Consider the following 17433-nt stretch of genomic DNA (forward strand, 5'->3'; position numbering starts at 1 on the left):
ACCATCGCGAGGGACGGCGCTGAACGTGAGGTCAGTTCGCGCGCGCAGAGAGTCGCCATCTCAGACCTCCACCCGCTTGATGCCGAGGCTCTTCAGATAGGCGGTGGGATTGGCCGGGTCGAAGCTCTTGCCATCGAAGAAGGTCTCGACGCCGCGCGAGGTGGAGGTGGGAATTTCGGCCGCCGGCACGTTCAGTTCCTTGGCGGCGGCGCGCCACAGGTCCTCGCGGTTCACCTTGTCCACCAGGGTCTTGATGTCGGTGGTGGGTTCGAACTTGCCCCAGCGGATGTCCTCGGTGATGAACCAGGCGTCATGGCTCTTGAAGGGATAGGAGGCGTTGGCCTGCCAGAACTTCATGTACTGGTCGGAGCCCTTCACCACGCGGCCGTTGCCGTAATTGATGTCGCCGATGGTGCGGCCGTAGATGTCGGCGACAGGCACGTTGAACCACTGCCGCTTGCCGACGATCTCGGACATCTCCTTCTTGTTTTCCATTTTGTCGCACCACTGCTGCGCTTCCAGCACGGCCATGAGGATGGCCTTGGTGGCGTTGGGGTTCTTGTCCACGAAGTCGGCGCGCATCCCGAGCGCCTTCTCGGGATGGTTCTTCCAGATCTCGCCGGTGGTGCAGGCGGTGTAGCCGATGCCCTGGTTGACGAGCTGCTCATTCCATGGCTCGCCCACGCAGAAGGCGTCCATGTTGCCCACCTTCATGTTCGCCACCATCTGGGGCGGCGGAACCACGATGGTGGAGACGTCCTTGTCCGGGTCGATGCCGGCGGCGGCGAGCCAGTACCGGATCCAGAGGTCGTGCGTGCCACCGGGGAAGGTCATGGCGACCTTCACTTCCTTGCCCTCGGCCTTCTTCTTCTCGAACGCGGCCTTGAGCGCCGAGGCGTTGGCGGTGGCCTTCAGGTCCTTGTATTCGTTGGAAACGGAGATGGCCTGCGCATCGAGATTGAGGCGCGCGAGGATGTACATGGGCGTCGGCGCGTTGTTCTGCGTCACCTTGCCGGTGGAGATGAGGTAGGGCATGGGGGTGAGGATGTGCGCCCCGTCGATGCCGTTGGCGCCGCCGCCGAGCACGAGATTGTCGCGGGTGGCGCCCCAGGAGGCCTGCTTCACCACCTCCACGTCCGGCACGCCATACTTGGCGAACAGCCCCTTCTCCTTGGCGATCACCAGCGGGGAAGCGTCCATGAGCGCGATGTAGCCGAGGACGGCCTTGGTGGTCTCTGGTGCCGCCGCATGCGCGGAGGGCACGCCGCCGGGGAAGACCGTCCGCACCGCCTCGAACAGCGCCGCCGTTCCCATGGCCGCGACGCCGCCCTTGAGCAGCGAACGGCGCGAGACACCCTCGTGCGCGGTCCCCTCGGGGCCAGCCGAAGACGCCGCCGGCGAGGGGGCGGCGGGCGACACAACGGACAGCGCAACGGACTTGGGCTCGGAGGCGTCGGTCATCTTCAGGTTCCCCTCGTGGTGGCGTCGGTGGGCAAAACGAAAAAAGCCGCAGACATCCGCACGGCGCGGTTGGCGCCATCGGTGTCAGCGGCTTTGCTGCGGTCCCGCCCTTGGGACGAAATTTGGGAAGCGCCATCCCCGTTGACGGCGCATGCCCTTCCTTATTCAAGGGCCGTGCCAACCGGGACGTGTGACGAAGGTTTTGGAATCGCTAGAGAATGCGAAAGATCAAAAAATGAGCACGATGTCCTGATGGGCAGTGATCTGGCGGTGGGGTGAGCAACTGCCTCAGGATTGTGCGGTGCACCGGCGGCTCAGGAGCGCTCGGGGCGGGTTTCCGACATGAGAGCGATGATCTCCTTTCCCGGCAGCGCTTCGGCGGCATAGCTGAAGGTGCCGAACATCCGCACCTCCTGCGCCGCCCGCATCAGGGCGCCGAGCGCGGCCCGCGCGAAGGAGCCGCCGACGCTCACCCGGCGCACGCCGGCCGCCGAGAGTTCGGCGACGGAATAGGAGGGGCCGCGCAGCCCCATCACGACATTCACGGGCTTGTCCACGGCGGCGCAGACGGTTCGGATCGCCTCGAGGTTCGGCAGGCCGGGCGCGTAGAGCACATGGGCGCCGGCGGCAGAAAAGGCCTGGAGCCGGCGGATGGTGTCGTCGAGGTCCGGCCGGCCGCACAGGAAGTTCTCCGCCCGCGCCGTCAGCAGGAAGGGCAGGTCGCGCGCCGCCTCGGCCGCGGCCTCCACGCGCTGGATCGCGTGCGCCAGATCATAGATGGGCGTCGCGGGATCGCCCGTCGCATCCTCGATAGAGCCGCCCACGAGGCCGATGGCGCAGGCGAGGCGGATCGTTTCCGCGCAGGCGTCGGGCGCCGCGCCGAAGCCGTCCTCCAGATCGGCCGAGACGGGCAGGTGGGTGGCGCGGACGATCTCGGAAGCATTCTCCAGAATCTCGCCCCGCGTCAGGCTCGCGGCGGAATCCCGCTTGCCCTTGGAGAAGGCGTAGCCGGCGCTGGTGGTGGCCAGCGCCTCGAAGCCGAGGCTGGCAAGAAGGCGCGCGGACCCGGCATCCCACGGGTTGGGGATGACGAAGGCCTGGGCCTGCTGGTGCAGCGCCTTGAAGCGCTCGAACTTGGCAATCTGCTCGGACACGCCTGTCTCCAGAACGAAGGGGAGGTGGGGGGCTCCGCCCGTGGTCTCAGGGCTTCAGCTTGAACTGGGTCGCGAGAAAAGCGCCGACGTCCGTGTGGGCGGCCGCCGCCGCCTCGGCATTTCCGCCCACATGCGGGCCCAGCTGGACGCAGGCGTCCTTGTAGGTGAATGGCTGGCCGGTGGCGGCATTGGTGAGCACGCCCGGTTCCGTCTCGCGGATGGTGCAGGCCCGCACCGTCTGGGAGGTGGGCGCTTCCACGCGCCCGAGCGGGAAGGGAGTGTCGAAGCCGTGCTCGGCACCGGCATATTCCTTCACCACCACATCCCGGCCGGCGGCCTTCAGGCGCGCCACATAGGGCTGACACACGGACACCGGATCATAATCGTCCGCCGCGCCGTGGAAGATGCGGATGGGCACGCCGGCCACGTCCGTCTCGCCCATGAAGCTGATGGCGCAGTCGGGATAGAAGGGCACATAAGCGGCGAACGTCACGCCCGAGCGGTTCCACATCTTCTGGAAGCGGTCGAGGCTCGCATAGAGCGCCGCCTGCCCGCCGCGGGAGAAGCCCATCAGGGCGATGCGGCTGGTATCGATGCGCGGGTGCTTCGCGAGGATGTCCAGCGCCCGGTAGATGTCGAGAATGAAGTTGAGCCGCCCGAGCTTGGCCTGGTCGGAACTGACCGAGGTGAGGCCGCGGCCGGTGAAGCCATCGATGACGAGCGTCGCCATGCCCATGGCGTTGAACTGCTCCACCCACGGCTCGATGTTGGCGCCGACGCCGCCCGAGCCGTGCATGAGCACCACGACGGGCTGCTTGCCGGACGCCTGCGAGAGTCGCAGCTCCGCCGCCAGCGTCACCGGCTGGCCGACTTCCTCGCCCTTCAGGAAGGCGCTGTCGGGCAGGGTGCGGGAGGGGAAGGGGTGAAGCTCCACCCGCGCGGGAATGCTCGCCGGATCGGAGGTCGCCGGGCTTTGCGCCGGGCCGGGGCCTTGGGCCCGCGCCGCCACGGGCAGGCTCAGGAGCAGGGCGACGACGAGACCGGCTGGCAGCAGTTTCATGGGGCACCCGATTCGCGATGGACCGGGCGCAGCATGTCAGCCAAAGCGGCCGCTGTCAGGTTTAGTGCACTGCAAAATAAGCGGTTTTCGACTGCGGCGGCCCGAAGGCCGAGCCGCTCAGTCGTTGTCGCTGCTGGCGCCCTGGAAGAAGTCCTTCATCTTGGCGAAGAAGCCGTTGGATTCCGGATGGGTATCCGTGGAGGAGAGGCCCTCGAATTCCGCGAGCAGTTCCTTCTGGCGCTTGGTGAGGTTCTGCGGCGTTTCCACCACCACCTGCACATACATGTCACCGAAGGAGCGCGAGCGCAGCACGGGCATGCCCGCTCCGGGCAGGCGCAGGCGCTTGCCGGACTGGGTGCCCTCGGGAATCTTCACCTTGGTCTTCTCGCCGCCGATGGTCGGCACTTCCACCGTGCCGCCGAGCGCCGCCGTCACCATGGAGATGGGCGCGCGGCAATAAAGGTCCGCCCCTTCCCGCTGGAAGAAGGTGTGCGGCTCGATGGAGAGGAAGATGTAGAGGTCGCCGGGCGGTCCGCCGCGGACGCCCGCCTCGCCCTCGCCGCCGAGACGGATGCGGGTGCCGTCTTCCACGCCAGCCGGGATCTGCACCTGAAGCGTGCGCTCGCGCGTCACGCGGCCGGCGCCGCCGCAGTTCGGGCAGGGATCCTCGATCACGGTGCCGCGGCCCTGGCACGAGGGGCAGGTGCGCTCCAGCGTGAAGAAGCCCTGGGCATGGCGGATCTTGCCGGCGCCGTTGCAGGTGCGGCAGGTCTTGGGCTGGGTGCCGGCCTTGGCGCCGGAGCCCGAGCACACCTCGCAGGAGATGGACGTGGGGATGCTGATCTGGGCGGTCTTGCCGGAGAAGGCTTCCTCCAGCGTGATGTCCATATTGTAGCGCAGGTCCGCCCCGCGCGCCCGGCCGCCGGCGCTGCGGGCGCCGCTGCGGCCCATGGAGCCGCCGAACAGGTCGTCGAAAATGTCGGCAAAGGTGGAGGCGAAGTCGGCGTTGAAGCCCGCGCCGCCCGGCCCGCCACCATTCTCGAAGGCGGCATGGCCATAGCGGTCGTAGGCGCCGCGCTTCTGCGGGTCCTTCAGGACCTCATAGGCCTCGGAGATTTCCTTGAAGCGGATTTCGGCTTCCGGGTCGCCCGGATTCTTGTCCGGGTGCCACTTCATCGCCAGCTTGCGGAACGAGGCCTTCAGCACCGTTTCATCGGCACCGCGATCACAGCCCAGCACCTCGTAATAGTCACGCTTCGCCATGGTCTCGCTTTTCCGTCGCCCGCGAGGCGTAGCCATCCGGGCTCATCAGGTCCGAAAGAGCGCATGCCCGTCGAACGGGTCCTGAACAGCGCCTCGAAATCTCTTGTGCCGCATCGGCCTTGCGCGGGCACCGCAGCGTCCGTGCCGTCCTGCAGGCGCCCGACGACCCCGCCGGGACCGCGCCCGCCACCGGACGTCCTCTAAACGCAACCGCGGCACAAGGAAAGATCACGGGCGCATCCGCCACCCAAAGGGGCGACACGATCGGGAGGCCTTGCGCCGGCGCCGCTCGCCCGCGATTGGGCCCCCTTCTGCCGCAGTCCGGGCAGCATCTTCGGCACAATCACAGCGCCACCCCGCACATGGGCGGGGTGGCGAAAGACAGGCCCGGCGGCAGCGCCGCCGGGAGCGTCCGCTCAGGCGGACTTCTTCTTGTCGTCGTCGACCTCGGTGAACTCGGCGTCCACCACGTCGTCCTTCTTGGCCGCGCCGGGCTGCTCGCCGCCCTGCTGGGCCGAGTACATGGCCTCGCCGAGCTTCAGGGACGCCTGGGCCAGAGCCTGGGTCTTGGCCTGGATGGCCTCCGCATCCTCGGTGGTGAGGGCGGTCTTCAGCTCGCCAAGGGCGCTTTCGATGGCGCCCTTCTCGGCCGCGCCGACCTTGTCGCCGTGCTCGGAGAGGGCCTTCTCGGTGGAGTGGACCAGAGCCTCACCGTGGTTCTTGGCTTCCGCCAGTGCCCGGCGCTTCTTGTCGTCCGCCGCATGGCTCTCGGCGTCCTTCACCATCTTCTCGATGTCGGCGTCATTGAGACCACCCGAGGCCTGGATCCGGATCTGCTGCTCCTTGCCGGTGCCCTTGTCCTTGGCGGACACCTGCACGATGCCGTTGGCGTCGATGTCGAAGGTGACTTCGATCTGCGGCACGCCACGCGGCGCCGGCGGGATGCCGACGAGGTCGAACTGGCCGAGGATCTTGTTGTCCGCGGCCATCTCGCGCTCACCCTGGAAGACGCGGATGGTCACGGCCGTCTGGCCGTCCTCGGCGGTGGAGAAGACCTGGCTCTTCTTGGTCGGGATGGTCGTGTTGCGGTCGATGAGCCGGGTGAACACCCCGCCCAGCGTCTCGATGCCCAGCGACAGCGGGGTCACGTCGAGCAGCAGCACGTCCTTCACGTCGCCCTGGAGCACGCCGGCCTGGATGGCGGCACCGATGGCGACCACTTCATCCGGGTTGACGCCCTTGTGGGGCTCCTTGCCGAAGAACTGCTTCACCATCTCCTGGACCTTCGGCATGCGAGTCATGCCGCCGACCAGAACCACCTCGTCGATCTGACCGGCGGAGAGGCCCGCATCCTTGAGCGCGAGCCGGCAGGGCTCCATGGTGCGCTGGATGAGGTCTTCCACCAGCGCCTCGAACTTGGCGCGGGTCAGCTTCATGGTCAGGTGCTTGGGGCCCGACGCATCGGCGGTGATGAAGGGCAGGTTGATCTCGGTCTGGGTCGCGGACGACAGCTCGATCTTGGCCTTCTCGGCCGCTTCCTTCAGGCGCTGAAGGGCGAGCTTGTCGTTGCGCAGGTCGATGCCCTGCTCCTTCTTGAACTCATCCGCCAGGTAATTCACCAGGCGCATGTCGAAGTCCTCGCCGCCGAGGAAGGTGTCGCCGTTGGTGGACTTCACCTCGAACACGCCGTCGCCGATCTCGAGCACGGACACGTCGAAGGTGCCGCCGCCGAGGTCATAGACCGCGATGGTGCCGGAATTCTTCTTGTCGAGGCCATAGGCGAGCGCGGCCGCCGTGGGCTCGTTGATGATGCGCAGGACTTCGAGACCGGCGATGCGGCCGGCGTCCTTGGTGGCCTGACGCTGGGCGTCGTTGAAGTAGGCCGGAACGGTGATGACCGCCTTCTCGACCTTCTCGCCGAGGAACGACTCCGCCGTCTCCTTCATCTTCTGCAGGATGAAGGCGGAGATCTGCGAGGGCGAGTACTTCTTGCCGTCGGACTCGACCCAGGCGTCGCCATTGTCGGCGCGCACGACCTTGTAGGGAACGAGCTTCTTGTCCTTCTCGACGGTCGGATCGTCATAGCGGCGGCCGATGAGGCGCTTCACCGCGAAGAAGGTGCGCTCGGGATTGGTGACGCCCTGGCGCTTGGCCGGCTGGCCGACCAGACGCTCGCCATCTTCCGTGAAGGCGACGATGGACGGCGTGGTGCGCGCGCCTTCGGCGTTCTCGATGACTTTCGGGCTGGCGCCCTCCATCACCGCGACGCAGGAATTGGTTGTGCCGAGGTCGATGCCGATGATCTTGGACATATACTTCTCCTTGTCGGCAGACCGGCCGGGCCTTTTTCAGCGCCCGCGGGGGAAACCACGGGCCCCTCCCGCAGCCTTCCGCCGGTCCCCGGAAATTGGGGTACGTCGCATCCTCAAACTGAATACGGCGTTCGAGGCCGATATAGGAGGGGGGATTTTGCCCCGCAAGGCGTCGGCGGAGCGCGGGTAAAGGTTTTTCACGTTCCGGAGAGGTGCGAAGGCCTTTCCGCCCGAGCGGAAGGTCATTCCCCCGTCGCCAGGAAGCGCTCCTTGTCGAAAACGGGGCCGAACTGGGTGGCCACGCAATCCGGTTCGCGCGGTGGGGAGGGGGGCGCCGCCCCCACCGCCGCATCGAAGATGTCGGGCCGATAGACGGATATGGCTTCCCTAGCGGCATCCGGTGCCCAGTCGCCCTGATGGGCGGCGACGATCTGGTGATACATCCACAGCGCATGGTCCGGATCGGGGCGGTTGGCGCCCTCCCGGTGGAGGACCAGATAGTCCGGATGCGACCGCAGCACGCCGCCGGGGGCGGTGTGCAGGCGCCCGTCCAGCGTCCGGCGCAGGATGTCGGCTGGCAAGGAGAGGTGGCGCGGCTCGCTCAGCAGGCGGGCGAGGTCGGCGTGGTTGGCCGGGTCCTCGCACCAGGCGGCGGCGGCATTCAGCGCCCGCACCAGCCGGTGCAGAACTTCAGGCTCCGCATTGGCGAAGCGCGCATGGACGCCCAGCACCTTCTCCGGCACCCAGCCGAAGATCTCCGCCCCCAGCACCGCGATGCGGCCCACGTCCGCATCCACCGCCACGCTGTTCCAGGGCGAGCCCACCGAGAAGCCGTGGATGAGGCCGTTGCGCAGGCTCTCGGCCATGAAGGGCGGGGGGATCACCACGAGCCGCACGTCCCGGTCCGGGTCGATGCCGCCTGCGGTGAGGAAGTGGCGGATGAGATAATGGTGGGTGGAGAAGGTATAGACCGCCGCGAAGGTGAGCGGGTCCTCGCCGCGCTCCCTGCGGTCGATCACCACCTTGCCCAGCGCCTGCGCCGCCCCAAGGGCGGAGGTGAGGTCGCCGCCCGTCTCGCCCATGGCGGCATAGACGGATTTCGCGATGGTGATGGCGCTGCCGTTGAGGTTGAGCGCGAAGGGCACCACCAGGGGCACCCGCACATGGCCGAGGCCGAGGGAGGAGGCGATGGCGAGCGGGCCCAGCATATGGGCGCCGTCCAGCAGGCCCACATTCACCTTGTCGCGGATGTTGGCCCAGGAGACTTCCTTGTGCAGCTCGATCTCGATGCCCTCGGCCATGGCGAAGCCGCGCTCGGCGGCGGCGATCAGCACGGCGGCGTCGGTGAGGGGGATGAAGCCGATGGACAGCCGTTTCATCGCAGCAGCTCCGCGGCGGTGATGATGGATTGGGCGATGTCGGCGATGCGCTTCTTCTCGTTCATCGCGGTGCGGCGCAGGAGGCTGTAGGCGTCTTCCTCGCTGATGCCCTTCATCTTCATCAGCAGGCCCTTGGCCCGGTCCACCGTCTTGCGTTCCTCGAGCTGGCTTTTCGCCTCCTCCAGCTCCGCCTTCAGGCGGGCGAAGGCGCGGAAGCGGGAAATGGTGGTCTCCACAATGGGCCGCACCCGCTCCTTGCGCAGGCCGTCCACCACATAAGAGGCGACGCCCGCCTCGATGGCCTGCTGGATGGTCTCCCCGTCCGACTGGTCCACGAACATGGCGACGGGGCGCTTCACCTCGCGGGAGACGTGCAGCATCTGCTCGATGACGTCGCGGCTCGGGTCCTCAAGGTCGATGAGGATCACGTCCGGATCGATGGCATAGATGCGCTCGAGAAGATTGGTGCGGCCCTCGAGGCGCAGCACATTCACATAGCCAGCCTCGTGCAGCCCCTCGCTGAGGATCGCGGCCCGCACCGGACTTTCATCGACGATGACGATCCTGAGCTGAAGGTCGCTGGACATGAAGCTCTTGGGGCTGACGAAGCACGAAACGCAACGGCGCCAGTGTGCACGCACTCGGGCACCGTTGCGTAGCGTTTTTTAAGGGCACAGACGGGATGTCCCCGCCGGCGGCCGGATCGGTCAGGGCGCGGCTGTCGCTCCGGCATAATCGATGAGCTTGCGTCGCAGGGCGGGCAGGTTCGGCTTCTGCTTCTCGAAGCCCACCCAGTCGCCGGGGATGGCCGCGAAGATCTCGTCCCGCAGGGCCTTGGCCTTCGGATCGCTCGCCGCCCGTCCGTCCAGCCATTGGAGCAGGCGCAGGTCGGTGATGCCGTCGCCGGTGGCCACCACCATGGCGTCGACGGTCGGCACGCTCTGGCAGCGGTCGGCGGTGAGGGGCAGGAACATGAAGTCCGGCTCGCGCCCGTCCGTCGGGTCGGACGGGTCGGCGGTGGCGGCGCGGGCGTGCCACTGGATGTAGCCTTCCGCCCCCACGCGCCAGAGCAGGAAGCCCGCCGCCGCCTCGATGTCCGGCATGTTGTAGAGCCAGGGCGTGATGCCCTGCGCCTTCAGGTCGGCGAAGTCGCGGGCCGAGACGCCGAAGCCGGTGTTGACCAGCACGGTGTCGAAGAAGGGCAGGAAGGGCTTGTCCTTGATGTCGTTGAGCTGGCCCGCGATCTTCGCCTTGGGGGCATAGACGCGGATGGCGTCGCGCAGGCGCTTCAGGTCCATCATGGGGCTCTGGAGATTCTGCGGCTCGTCGGCGATGGACCAGAGCGGCAGCGGCAGGCCGGCGGCGGTGAGCGCCGCTTCGGTGGCGCCGATATTCTCGCCCATGGCCTGTACGCCCACCTTGTCGGCCAGCAGCTTCACCGAGACATAATCGAAGAAGGGCGGCGAGAAGCCGGCATCCTTGGCGAGGCGCGTCTGCTCCAGATAGCGGGCGCGCTGGTCGGCGGTCGGCGTCACGAGGTCGGGTGAGAGGCCGGTGAGCCCGAAGCGGCGTAGGGCCTTCAGATCACAGGCCATCAGCCGGTCGGCGGTGGCGGGCTTGGGCGGGAACCAGAAGTCCGGATTGGGCGCGGCCATGTAATAGCCCACCGGCGTCGCGGTGGCGGGCAGGGTGACCGGCGCCACCTCCACATCCGCCCGCGCTTCCACGCTGGCCCCGCCGATGTTCATGGCCAGCACCACCGGCAGGGTGCCGCTTGCCGTTTCGGGCACGGTGAAGGTCACATTCATGCGGCGGGGAATGCCGGCGGCGATGCGCAGGCGGGTGAGGTCGCCTTCCAGCACGTCCGAGGTGATGGAGAGCGAATTCTCGCCGCCACCCCGGCGCATATAGGTCCACTTGCCCCAGCGCACTTCGCCTGTGATGCCCTCCGGCAGCTTCAGGGCCACGTCCGGATTGGCGTCGCTCTGGTCGGAGAAGGCGAGGAAGTCGATGGAGACCATCTGGCCGCGCAGGGCCTTGAGGCGCGTCTGTGTGGGCAGGTTCGGGTCCCAGAAGGGATGCTGGCTGCGGGGCGTGCCATAGGGCAGCACGCGCAGGGTGGTGCCCTGGGCGAGCTTCGGGTCCACCGGCTTGTCCACCACCGGCCAGCGCTCCATGTAGCGCCCGCGCCGCCAGGCTTCCACCGCCTCGGCCGCCGCCGTGGAGGCGCCGGGGGCAATCACCATGGCGGCGATATAGCCGTCGTTCGGCGGCTGGTCGGAGGAGATCTGCACCGTGATCTTCCCGTCGATCACCGGCACGGTGGCGGTGACGAGACCGGCGCGGCGGGAGGCATAGACTTCCCACGGGTCGCCATCGATCATCGCCTCCTTCCAGAGGCCGCGATGGAAGACCTTCTCCACCCACTCGTCGGGCCGGTAGTCCTCCTTCAGCGCCACCTGACCATTGATGATGAAGGTGCGGTGGAGGGAGTGGGGGAAGTATTCCCACTCGCCCTGATCCTCGGTCCAGAGCGAGATTGTGGCGGTGTCGCTCTTCGTCCAGGGCACGGTGATGGTGCGCACGCCATTGAGGCCGCTGGACAGCAGAGGGTCGTTCTGCGTTCGCACGAGATCGCGGCCGGCGGGGGAGAGGCGGAGATCGTTCCGCGTCACCGTCTCGAAGCCGGGCACGGACACGTCCGCCGGGCCGAAGCGCAAGCCGAGGGCGTCCTTGGGCAGCGGGCTGCCGCCGGCCACATGCACGTCGCCGAGCCGGATGGGGCCTTCTCCGTCGCCCAGCGAGATGACGAAGCGGGCGACCCTGGTGCGGTCGAGCCGCGCCTTGGAGGGCGTCACCCAGGAACTCACCGGCGAGCGGAAGGTGAAGGGGCCGGGTGGCACCGTCACCGTGGCATTGACGCGGGAATTCCAGTTCTTCGAATTCACGTCGTCGATGCGCAGATAGAGGGTGATGGGCTTGCTGTCCGTATTGGTGCCCGTGACCACCACCTCCTGATCCTGCGCGAAGGACATCGGCGGATAGAATTCCTGCTCGGCGGTGGTGCGCGCGCCCTTCAGCCAGCTCTGGCCCATCTTGGCTTCGTTCGCCGCGCCGCCGGTGGAGCCGGTGGTGTCGCCCGCGCCGGGGCGGTTCTCGATGCTGGCGCTGGCGATCTGCGCTGCGGGCTGGTTTTCCGGCGAGAACAGGATGATGCGGGTGATGGCCTTGATGTCCATCTCTCGTTTGTTCTGATCGGCCAGCCCCTTGAAGGGCACCACCCACTCGAAGGGGCCGGGCGGCACGGATTTCGCCATGCCGAAGCGCGAACCCCAGTCCTTGGAGGCGCTGTCGTCGATGCGCAGGTCCACCTCGATGGCGCTGCCGGTGGGGTTGCTGCCCTTGATGACGAGCGCATCGTCCGGCCCGAAGGCACGGGGCGGGGCGTAATTCTGCTCCAGCGCCGGGCTGGTGCTGGCATCGGTGAACAGAGCGGCATTGGCTCGCGCGGGCGCGGCACCGGGCGCAGAACCGGCTGCCGCCGCTGGCTGCGGCCGGCGCTCCAGCGTCACGCTCGCGATCTGCGCGGCCGGCAGGTTCTCGGGCGAGAAGAGGATGATGCGGGTGATGGCATTGATGTCCATCGCCCTCTTGTTCTGGTCGGTCAGGCCCTTGAAGGGCACCACCCATTCGAACGGGCCGGGCGGCACCGTCTTCACCCCGCCGAAGCGCGAGCCCCAGTCCTTGGAGGCGCTGTCGTCGATGCGCAGGTCCACCTCCACGAAATCATTGGAGGCGTTGCGGCCCTTGATGACCAGCACGTCGTCGGGGCCGAAGGCATGGGGCGGGGCATAATTCTGCTCCAGCGCCGGCGCGGTGCGGGTGTTGGCAAAGAGGACCGCGCCGGATGCGGCCGGGGCGGATGCGGGCGGCGGGGCGGAGGTGTCGAGCGTGCTCTGGGTCTTGCGGGTCAGCGCCCGCTCGATCCGCTCATAGGAGAGCTTCTCCCAGATATCCGGCCGGAACACCGCGACGCCCATGACCACGCTGGCCATGACGCCGAGCATGGCGCCCCAGGCAAAGCCGCTGAGCCACAGCCGGATCTTGCCCATGTTACCTCTCCCGCAGGCCGCCAATGGCCCTCTTCGGCTCTAGACCATCGTCCCGCGCAGGAAAAGGCGATGGCGCATGTGCGGCTGGGAAAATGGCGGCGTGCGGTGTCGCGCCTGTGACCCCGCGGCGCGAAGCTGCGCCATGCTTCCGCCGAAGTCCCCCGCCATGCCTCGACCGGCGACAAGCGGGGTTTCATGCGGCAGCGATTCGCGTTTCTTCTGGCGGCAGCCCTGAGCTGCCTTGGCGCGGGCGTGGCCGAGGCGCATCCCCACGTGTGGGTGACCATGCGCACCACCATCCTGTTCGATCCGCAGGGCAATTTCGTTGGCCTCAGGAACGACTGGACCTTCGACGAGGCCTTCACCGCCTTCGCGCTCCAGGGTTTCCCGAAGGATGCCAACGGCAATTACGCCAAAGAGACGCTGGCGCCGCTCGCCGAGGTGAACGTCACCTCGCTGAAGGAATATGACTATTTCGCCCACGGCAAGACGGCCAAGGCGAAGATGGCCTTCAAGGATCCGGTCGATTACTCGCTGACCTTCGACAAGGACCTGCTGACGCTGCATTTCACCTTGCCGGTGGCCAAGCCCGTGCCCTCCAAGGGCTCGCTGACCTTCGAGCTCTATGACCCGACCTATTTCGTCTCTTTCGATTTCGAGGAGAAGGACCCGGTGCGCCTCGAAGGCGCGCCCGCCGGCTGCACCTTCTCGGTGGTGACGCCGAGCCAGCCGCAGACCATGCAGGTGGACGAGAGCTTCTTCACGAACCTCACCTCGTCCAGCACCTATGGCGCCCAATATGCCGACAAGATCCTGGTGAAGTGTCCCTGATGACCGCCTCCCGCGCCCGCTTCCTCCGATTGCTCATTCTGGCATGTGTGGGGGCGGGTACGGCGCTTGCCCTTGCGGAGCCCGCCGTGGCTCAGGCCTTCGGGCAGGCGGGAGCCAAGACGACCCCCTTCGGCCTCGGCGGGGGCGGCCCGGCGCCCACCGGCTTCACCGGCTATCTCATCGCCAAGCAGAGCGAGTTCTATCGCGCCCTCATCCAGGCCGTGCGTGCCGCCAAGGCGGATGGCCATGCGCTCTATTTGCTGGCGGGCCTCTCCTTCGGTTATGGCGTCTTCCACGCCGCCGGCCCCGGCCACGGCAAGGCGGTGATCTCCTCTTATCTGCTGGCGGACGGCGGCACGCTGCGGCGGGGCGCGCTGCTGGCGCTGGGTTCGGGCATGGTGCAGGCCATCGCCGCCGTGCTGTTCGTGGGTGTGATGGCGCTGCTGCTCGGCTCCACCGCCGCCACCATGGCGCAGGCGATGAACTGGGTGGAGATCGCGGCCTATGGCGGCATCGCCCTCTTCGGCGCGCTGCTGGCGCTCACCAAGGCGCGGGCGCTCATCGGCGTGCTGCGCGGCAGCCCCACCCATGTGCATGACGCCGAATGCGGCTGCGGTGACAGCCATGCGCCGGACCCGCGCCTGCTGGACGGGCGCGGCGGCTGGAAGCGGGCGGCGGTGGCGGTGATCTCCGCCGGCGCGCGGCCCTGCTCGGGCGCCATCCTCGTGCTCACCTTCGCTTTGTCGCAGGGCGTGTTCCTGACCGGCGTTGCGTCCGCCTTCGCCATGGGGCTCGGTACGGCGCTCACCGTCACCGCCATCGCGGCGCTGGCGGTGTACGGCAAGCGGCTCGCGGTGCGCCTTGCGGTGCTCGCCTCCGGACGGGGCACGGCGCTGATGCTGGTGGTGGAACTGGGCGCGGCCGTGCTCGTCTGCCTGTTCGGCCTTGCCCTCCTCACCGGCTATGCGGTGAGCGAGCGTCTGCTGCCGGGCTGACGGGCGCTTGAGTCCGGCCGATGGCTCAGGCTGAATGCCGCCGGGGAGGACGCCATGGCCGACGACATCATCCGCACGCTGACGCCCGCCGAGGTGGACCTCGCGGTGGACTGGGCCGCACGGGAGGGCTGGAATCCCGGCCTGCACGACGCGCCCGCCTTCCTCGCGCAGGACCCGGAGGGTTTCCTCGGCCTCTTCCGCGATGGCGAACTGGTCGCCTGCATTTCGCTCGTCACCTATGGCGCGGCCTATGCCTTCCTCGGTTTCTACATCTGCCGGCCGGATCTGCGTGGGCAAGGGCTGGGGTGGACGCTCTGGCAGGCGGGCATGGCCCGGCTCGGCGGGCGCACCGTCGGCCTCGACGGCGTGGTGGCGCAACAGGACAATTACAAGAAATCGGGCTTCGTCCTCGCCCATCGCAATGTGCGCCATGGCGGGGTCGCCCGCCGGGTGGCGGGTGATCCCGAGGTGCGCCTGCGGCCGGTGGCAACGGACCTGATGCCCGCGCTCATCGCCTATGACACCGCCTGCGTGCCCGCCGCCCGCCCAGATTTTCTCAAGCACTGGCTCGCCCCGCCGGACGGGCTCGCTCTGATGGCGGGCAATGGGGAGCGGGTGCTCGGCTATGGCGTCATCCGCCATGCGCGGACCGGCTGGCGGATCGGCCCGCTCTTTGCGCAGGCTCCGGGCGTCGCCGGCGCGCTCCTGAACGCGCTGGCGGATCATGCGGGCGGGGCGGACGTCTTCATCGACGTGCCCGAGCCCAATGGCGCGGCGCTGGCGCTGGTCGAGGCGGCCGGGCTCGTCCCGGTGTTCGAGACCGCCCGCATGTACAAGGGCGATGCGCCCGTTCTGCCGCTCGATGCCATCTACGGCATCACCACGCTGGAACTCGGGTGATGGCCTGTCGCTATGGCAGCCGCAGGCCCTTCTCCCAGAAGGGCGGGCTGCCGAAGGCGCGGCGCAGGTGCTCGATGAGCGCGCGCAGCTTGGCGGAGGCGGAACGGTCCAGCGGATAGGCCGCGTGCAGTTGTGCGCCTTCCGCTGGCACGCCCACATCCACCACCTTCAGCGTCCCCGCCGCCAGTTCCTCATGACAGAGGAAGGTCGGCAGGAGCGCGAGGCCGAGCCCGGCCACGGCGGCGCCGCGCATCATCACGCCGTTGTTCACCCGAAGGCCGGGACGCGGACGCACCGCCACCGCCCCGGAGGGTGTTTCAAAGCGCCAGTCGGTCTCGCGATTGGCGTAGAGGATGGCGCGGTGGGCCGAAAGGGCGTCGAGGCTCGCCGGCGCTTCATGAGCTTCCAGATAGGCGGGGGCGGCCACGAGAAAGCGCCGGCTGGTGGCGAGCCGGCGGGCGGCGAGCCGCGTGTCATGCACCTGCCCGTGGCGGATCACCAGATCGAAGCCATCCGTCACCACATCCACGAAGCGGTCGTCCAGTTCCAGCGTCAGCTCGATGCCGGGATGGGCGGCGAGAAAGGGGTGAAGCGCCCGGCCGAGATGCAGCGTGCCGAAGCTGACGGGCGCGGACACCCGCAAGGGGCCGGCGAGGAGGCTTTTCTGCTCGGCGATCTCGGCCACCGCCTCCTCCGCCTCGCGCAGCAGGCGGCGCCCGCGGGTGAGGAAGGCGGTGCCGGCCTCGGTGAGGGCGAGGCGACGGGTGCTGCGCTGCATGAGGCGGGCGCCCAGCAGCCGCTCAAGCTCCGCCAGCCGCTCGCTGACCACCGATTTCGCAAGGCCAAGCCGCCGTGCCGCCTCCGAAATCGAGCCGGCGTCTGCCACCGCCACGAAGGCGGCTACCCCGTCGAGCTTGAGCATTGTTCGAATAATCCGTAAACGGGTTTCGCCTTCTGCCGGCTAACCCGGACAATGGAGCTTTGCCATTCTCCTGTCCAGAGACACGGTCGTCCCGCCACGCAGGCTCCGAGAGCAGCGACGGGAGACCCGGACAGAGGATGACGACCATGACCCAAACCACGAACAGTCTCGTGTTTCCCGACACGTTCCAGATCCGCGACATTCCCACCAACGGCACCACGCTCCACGTCCGCACGGGCGGGAAGGGGCCGGCCGTCCTGCTACTCCACGGCTATGGCGAGACCGGCGACATGTGGGTGCCGCTTGCCGCGGATCTCGCCGCCGATCACTTCGTCATCGTCCCGGACCTGCGCGGCATGGGCCGCTCCGCAAAGCCTGAGGGCGGCTATGACAAAAAGACCCAGGGGCAGGACATGGCCGGGCTGCTCGATGCCCTCGGCATTGCGGCGGTGGATCTCGTCACCCACGACATCGGCAACATGGTCGGCTTCGCCTTCGCCGCGCAGCATCGCGACCGGGTGCACAGCTTCGTTCTGATCGACGCGCCCTTGCCCGGCGTGGGGCCATGGGAGGAGATCCTGAAGAACCCGCTGCTGTGGCATTTCCGCTTCGGCGGGCCGGACATGGAGCGCCTCGTGGCCGGTCGCGAGCGTATCTATCTCGACCGCTTCTGGAACGAGTTCTCGGCCACGCCCGCCCGCTTCAGCGAGGCCGCGCGGGAGCATTATGCGGCGCTCTATGCGCAGCCCGGCGCCATGCATGCGGGCTTTTCCCAGTTCGCCGCCTTCGATCAGGACGCCATCGACAATCAGGCCTTCCTGAAGGCGGGCAAGCTGACCATTCCGGTGCTCGCGCTCGGCGGAGAGAAATCCTTCGGCCTCGGCATGGGGCAGGTGATGGCCTTTGCGGCGGAGGACGTGACGAGCGGCGTGGTGCCGGATGCCGGCCACTGGATCATGGAGGAAAACCCCGCCGCCACGGTGGCGCTGGTGCGCGACTTCCTGCCGAAGGCTTGAAACTGCGGCAAAGGCCCGGCGTCTGCGT

Annotated in this window: 12 protein-coding genes and 1 pseudogene; 4 read left to right on the top strand and 9 right to left on the bottom strand. The window is 68.0% G+C overall.

Annotated elements, in window-relative coordinates; genetic code table 11:
• Nucleotides 1-60: 60 nt before the first annotated feature.
• The 8 genes and pseudogenes from AZC_RS03510 to AZC_RS24240 all read right to left on the bottom strand — a co-directional run bounded on the left by AZC_RS03510 (nucleotide 61) and on the right by AZC_RS24240 (nucleotide 12741).
• Nucleotides 61-1461 carry a CmpA/NrtA family ABC transporter substrate-binding protein gene (locus AZC_RS03510; protein WP_012169217.1) on the bottom strand — a complete coding sequence of 467 codons (1401 nt, stop codon included), beginning with the start codon at nucleotides 1459-1461 and terminating at the stop codon, nucleotides 61-63.
• A 314-nt stretch (nucleotides 1462-1775) separates the two neighbouring features.
• Nucleotides 1776-2615, bottom strand: a complete 840-nt coding sequence (locus tag AZC_RS03515) for an isocitrate lyase/PEP mutase family protein (RefSeq protein ID WP_012169218.1) — start codon at nucleotides 2613-2615, stop codon at nucleotides 1776-1778.
• Nucleotides 2616-2661: 46 nt separating this feature from the next.
• Nucleotides 2662-3675, bottom strand: coding sequence for a dienelactone hydrolase family protein (locus tag AZC_RS03520; protein ID WP_012169219.1), 1014 nt, complete (start codon nucleotides 3673-3675; stop codon nucleotides 2662-2664).
• A gap of 117 nt (nucleotides 3676-3792) precedes the next feature.
• Complete coding sequence (gene dnaJ, locus AZC_RS03525) at nucleotides 3793-4938, bottom strand: molecular chaperone DnaJ (protein ID WP_012169220.1); 1146 nt, start codon at nucleotides 4936-4938, stop codon at nucleotides 3793-3795.
• Nucleotides 4939-5354: 416 nt separating this feature from the next.
• Nucleotides 5355-7268 (bottom strand): annotated as a pseudogene (dnaK, locus tag AZC_RS03530) (molecular chaperone DnaK); the annotation flags it as partial.
• Nucleotides 7269-7492: 224 nt separating this feature from the next.
• Nucleotides 7493-8629 carry a CmpA/NrtA family ABC transporter substrate-binding protein gene (locus AZC_RS03535; protein WP_012169222.1) on the bottom strand — a complete coding sequence of 379 codons (1137 nt, stop codon included), beginning with the start codon at nucleotides 8627-8629 and terminating at the stop codon, nucleotides 7493-7495.
• On the bottom strand, nucleotides 8626-9216 hold the full coding sequence (locus AZC_RS03540; RefSeq protein ID WP_043878845.1) for an ANTAR domain-containing response regulator: 591 nt from the start codon (nucleotides 9214-9216) through the stop codon (nucleotides 8626-8628). Before AZC_RS03540 ends, AZC_RS03535 begins: the two co-directional genes overlap by 4 nt.
• A 120-nt stretch (nucleotides 9217-9336) precedes the next feature.
• A complete protein-coding gene (locus AZC_RS24240; RefSeq protein ID WP_052285843.1) occupies nucleotides 9337-12741 on the bottom strand; it encodes a hypothetical protein in 3405 nt (1134 codons plus the stop codon).
• Nucleotides 12742-12936: 195 nt separating this feature from the next.
• On the opposite strand from AZC_RS24240, the gene AZC_RS03550 reads away from it, so the two are divergent.
• The 3 genes from AZC_RS03550 to AZC_RS03560 all read left to right on the top strand — a co-directional run bounded on the left by AZC_RS03550 (nucleotide 12937) and on the right by AZC_RS03560 (nucleotide 15467).
• Nucleotides 12937-13572 (top strand): DUF1007 family protein, encoded by a 636-nt coding sequence (locus tag AZC_RS03550; protein WP_012169225.1) that lies wholly within the window; start codon nucleotides 12937-12939, stop codon nucleotides 13570-13572.
• A gap of 86 nt (nucleotides 13573-13658) precedes the next feature.
• Nucleotides 13659-14567: a nickel/cobalt transporter gene (locus tag AZC_RS03555; RefSeq protein ID WP_244421785.1), complete on the top strand. Its 909-nt coding sequence runs from the start codon at nucleotides 13659-13661 to the stop codon at nucleotides 14565-14567.
• Between the two features lie 54 nt (nucleotides 14568-14621).
• Nucleotides 14622-15467 carry a GNAT family N-acetyltransferase gene (locus AZC_RS03560; RefSeq protein WP_012169227.1) on the top strand — a complete coding sequence of 282 codons (846 nt, stop codon included), beginning with the start codon at nucleotides 14622-14624 and terminating at the stop codon, nucleotides 15465-15467.
• Nucleotides 15468-15477: 10 nt separating this feature from the next.
• Here the strand turns inward: AZC_RS03560 and AZC_RS03565 are convergent, their stop codons facing one another.
• Nucleotides 15478-16389, bottom strand: coding sequence for a LysR family transcriptional regulator (locus tag AZC_RS03565; protein ID WP_012169228.1), 912 nt, complete (start codon nucleotides 16387-16389; stop codon nucleotides 15478-15480).
• Between the two features lie 146 nt (nucleotides 16390-16535).
• Between AZC_RS03565 and AZC_RS03570 the strand changes: the two genes are divergently transcribed.
• Complete coding sequence (locus AZC_RS03570) at nucleotides 16536-17405, top strand: alpha/beta fold hydrolase (protein ID WP_244421786.1); 870 nt, start codon at nucleotides 16536-16538, stop codon at nucleotides 17403-17405.
• The last annotated feature ends 28 nt before the right edge of the window (nucleotides 17406-17433 follow it).

Source organism: Azorhizobium caulinodans ORS 571, from assembly GCF_000010525.1.
GTDB classification, from domain to species: Bacteria; Pseudomonadota; Alphaproteobacteria; order Rhizobiales; family Xanthobacteraceae; genus Azorhizobium; species Azorhizobium caulinodans.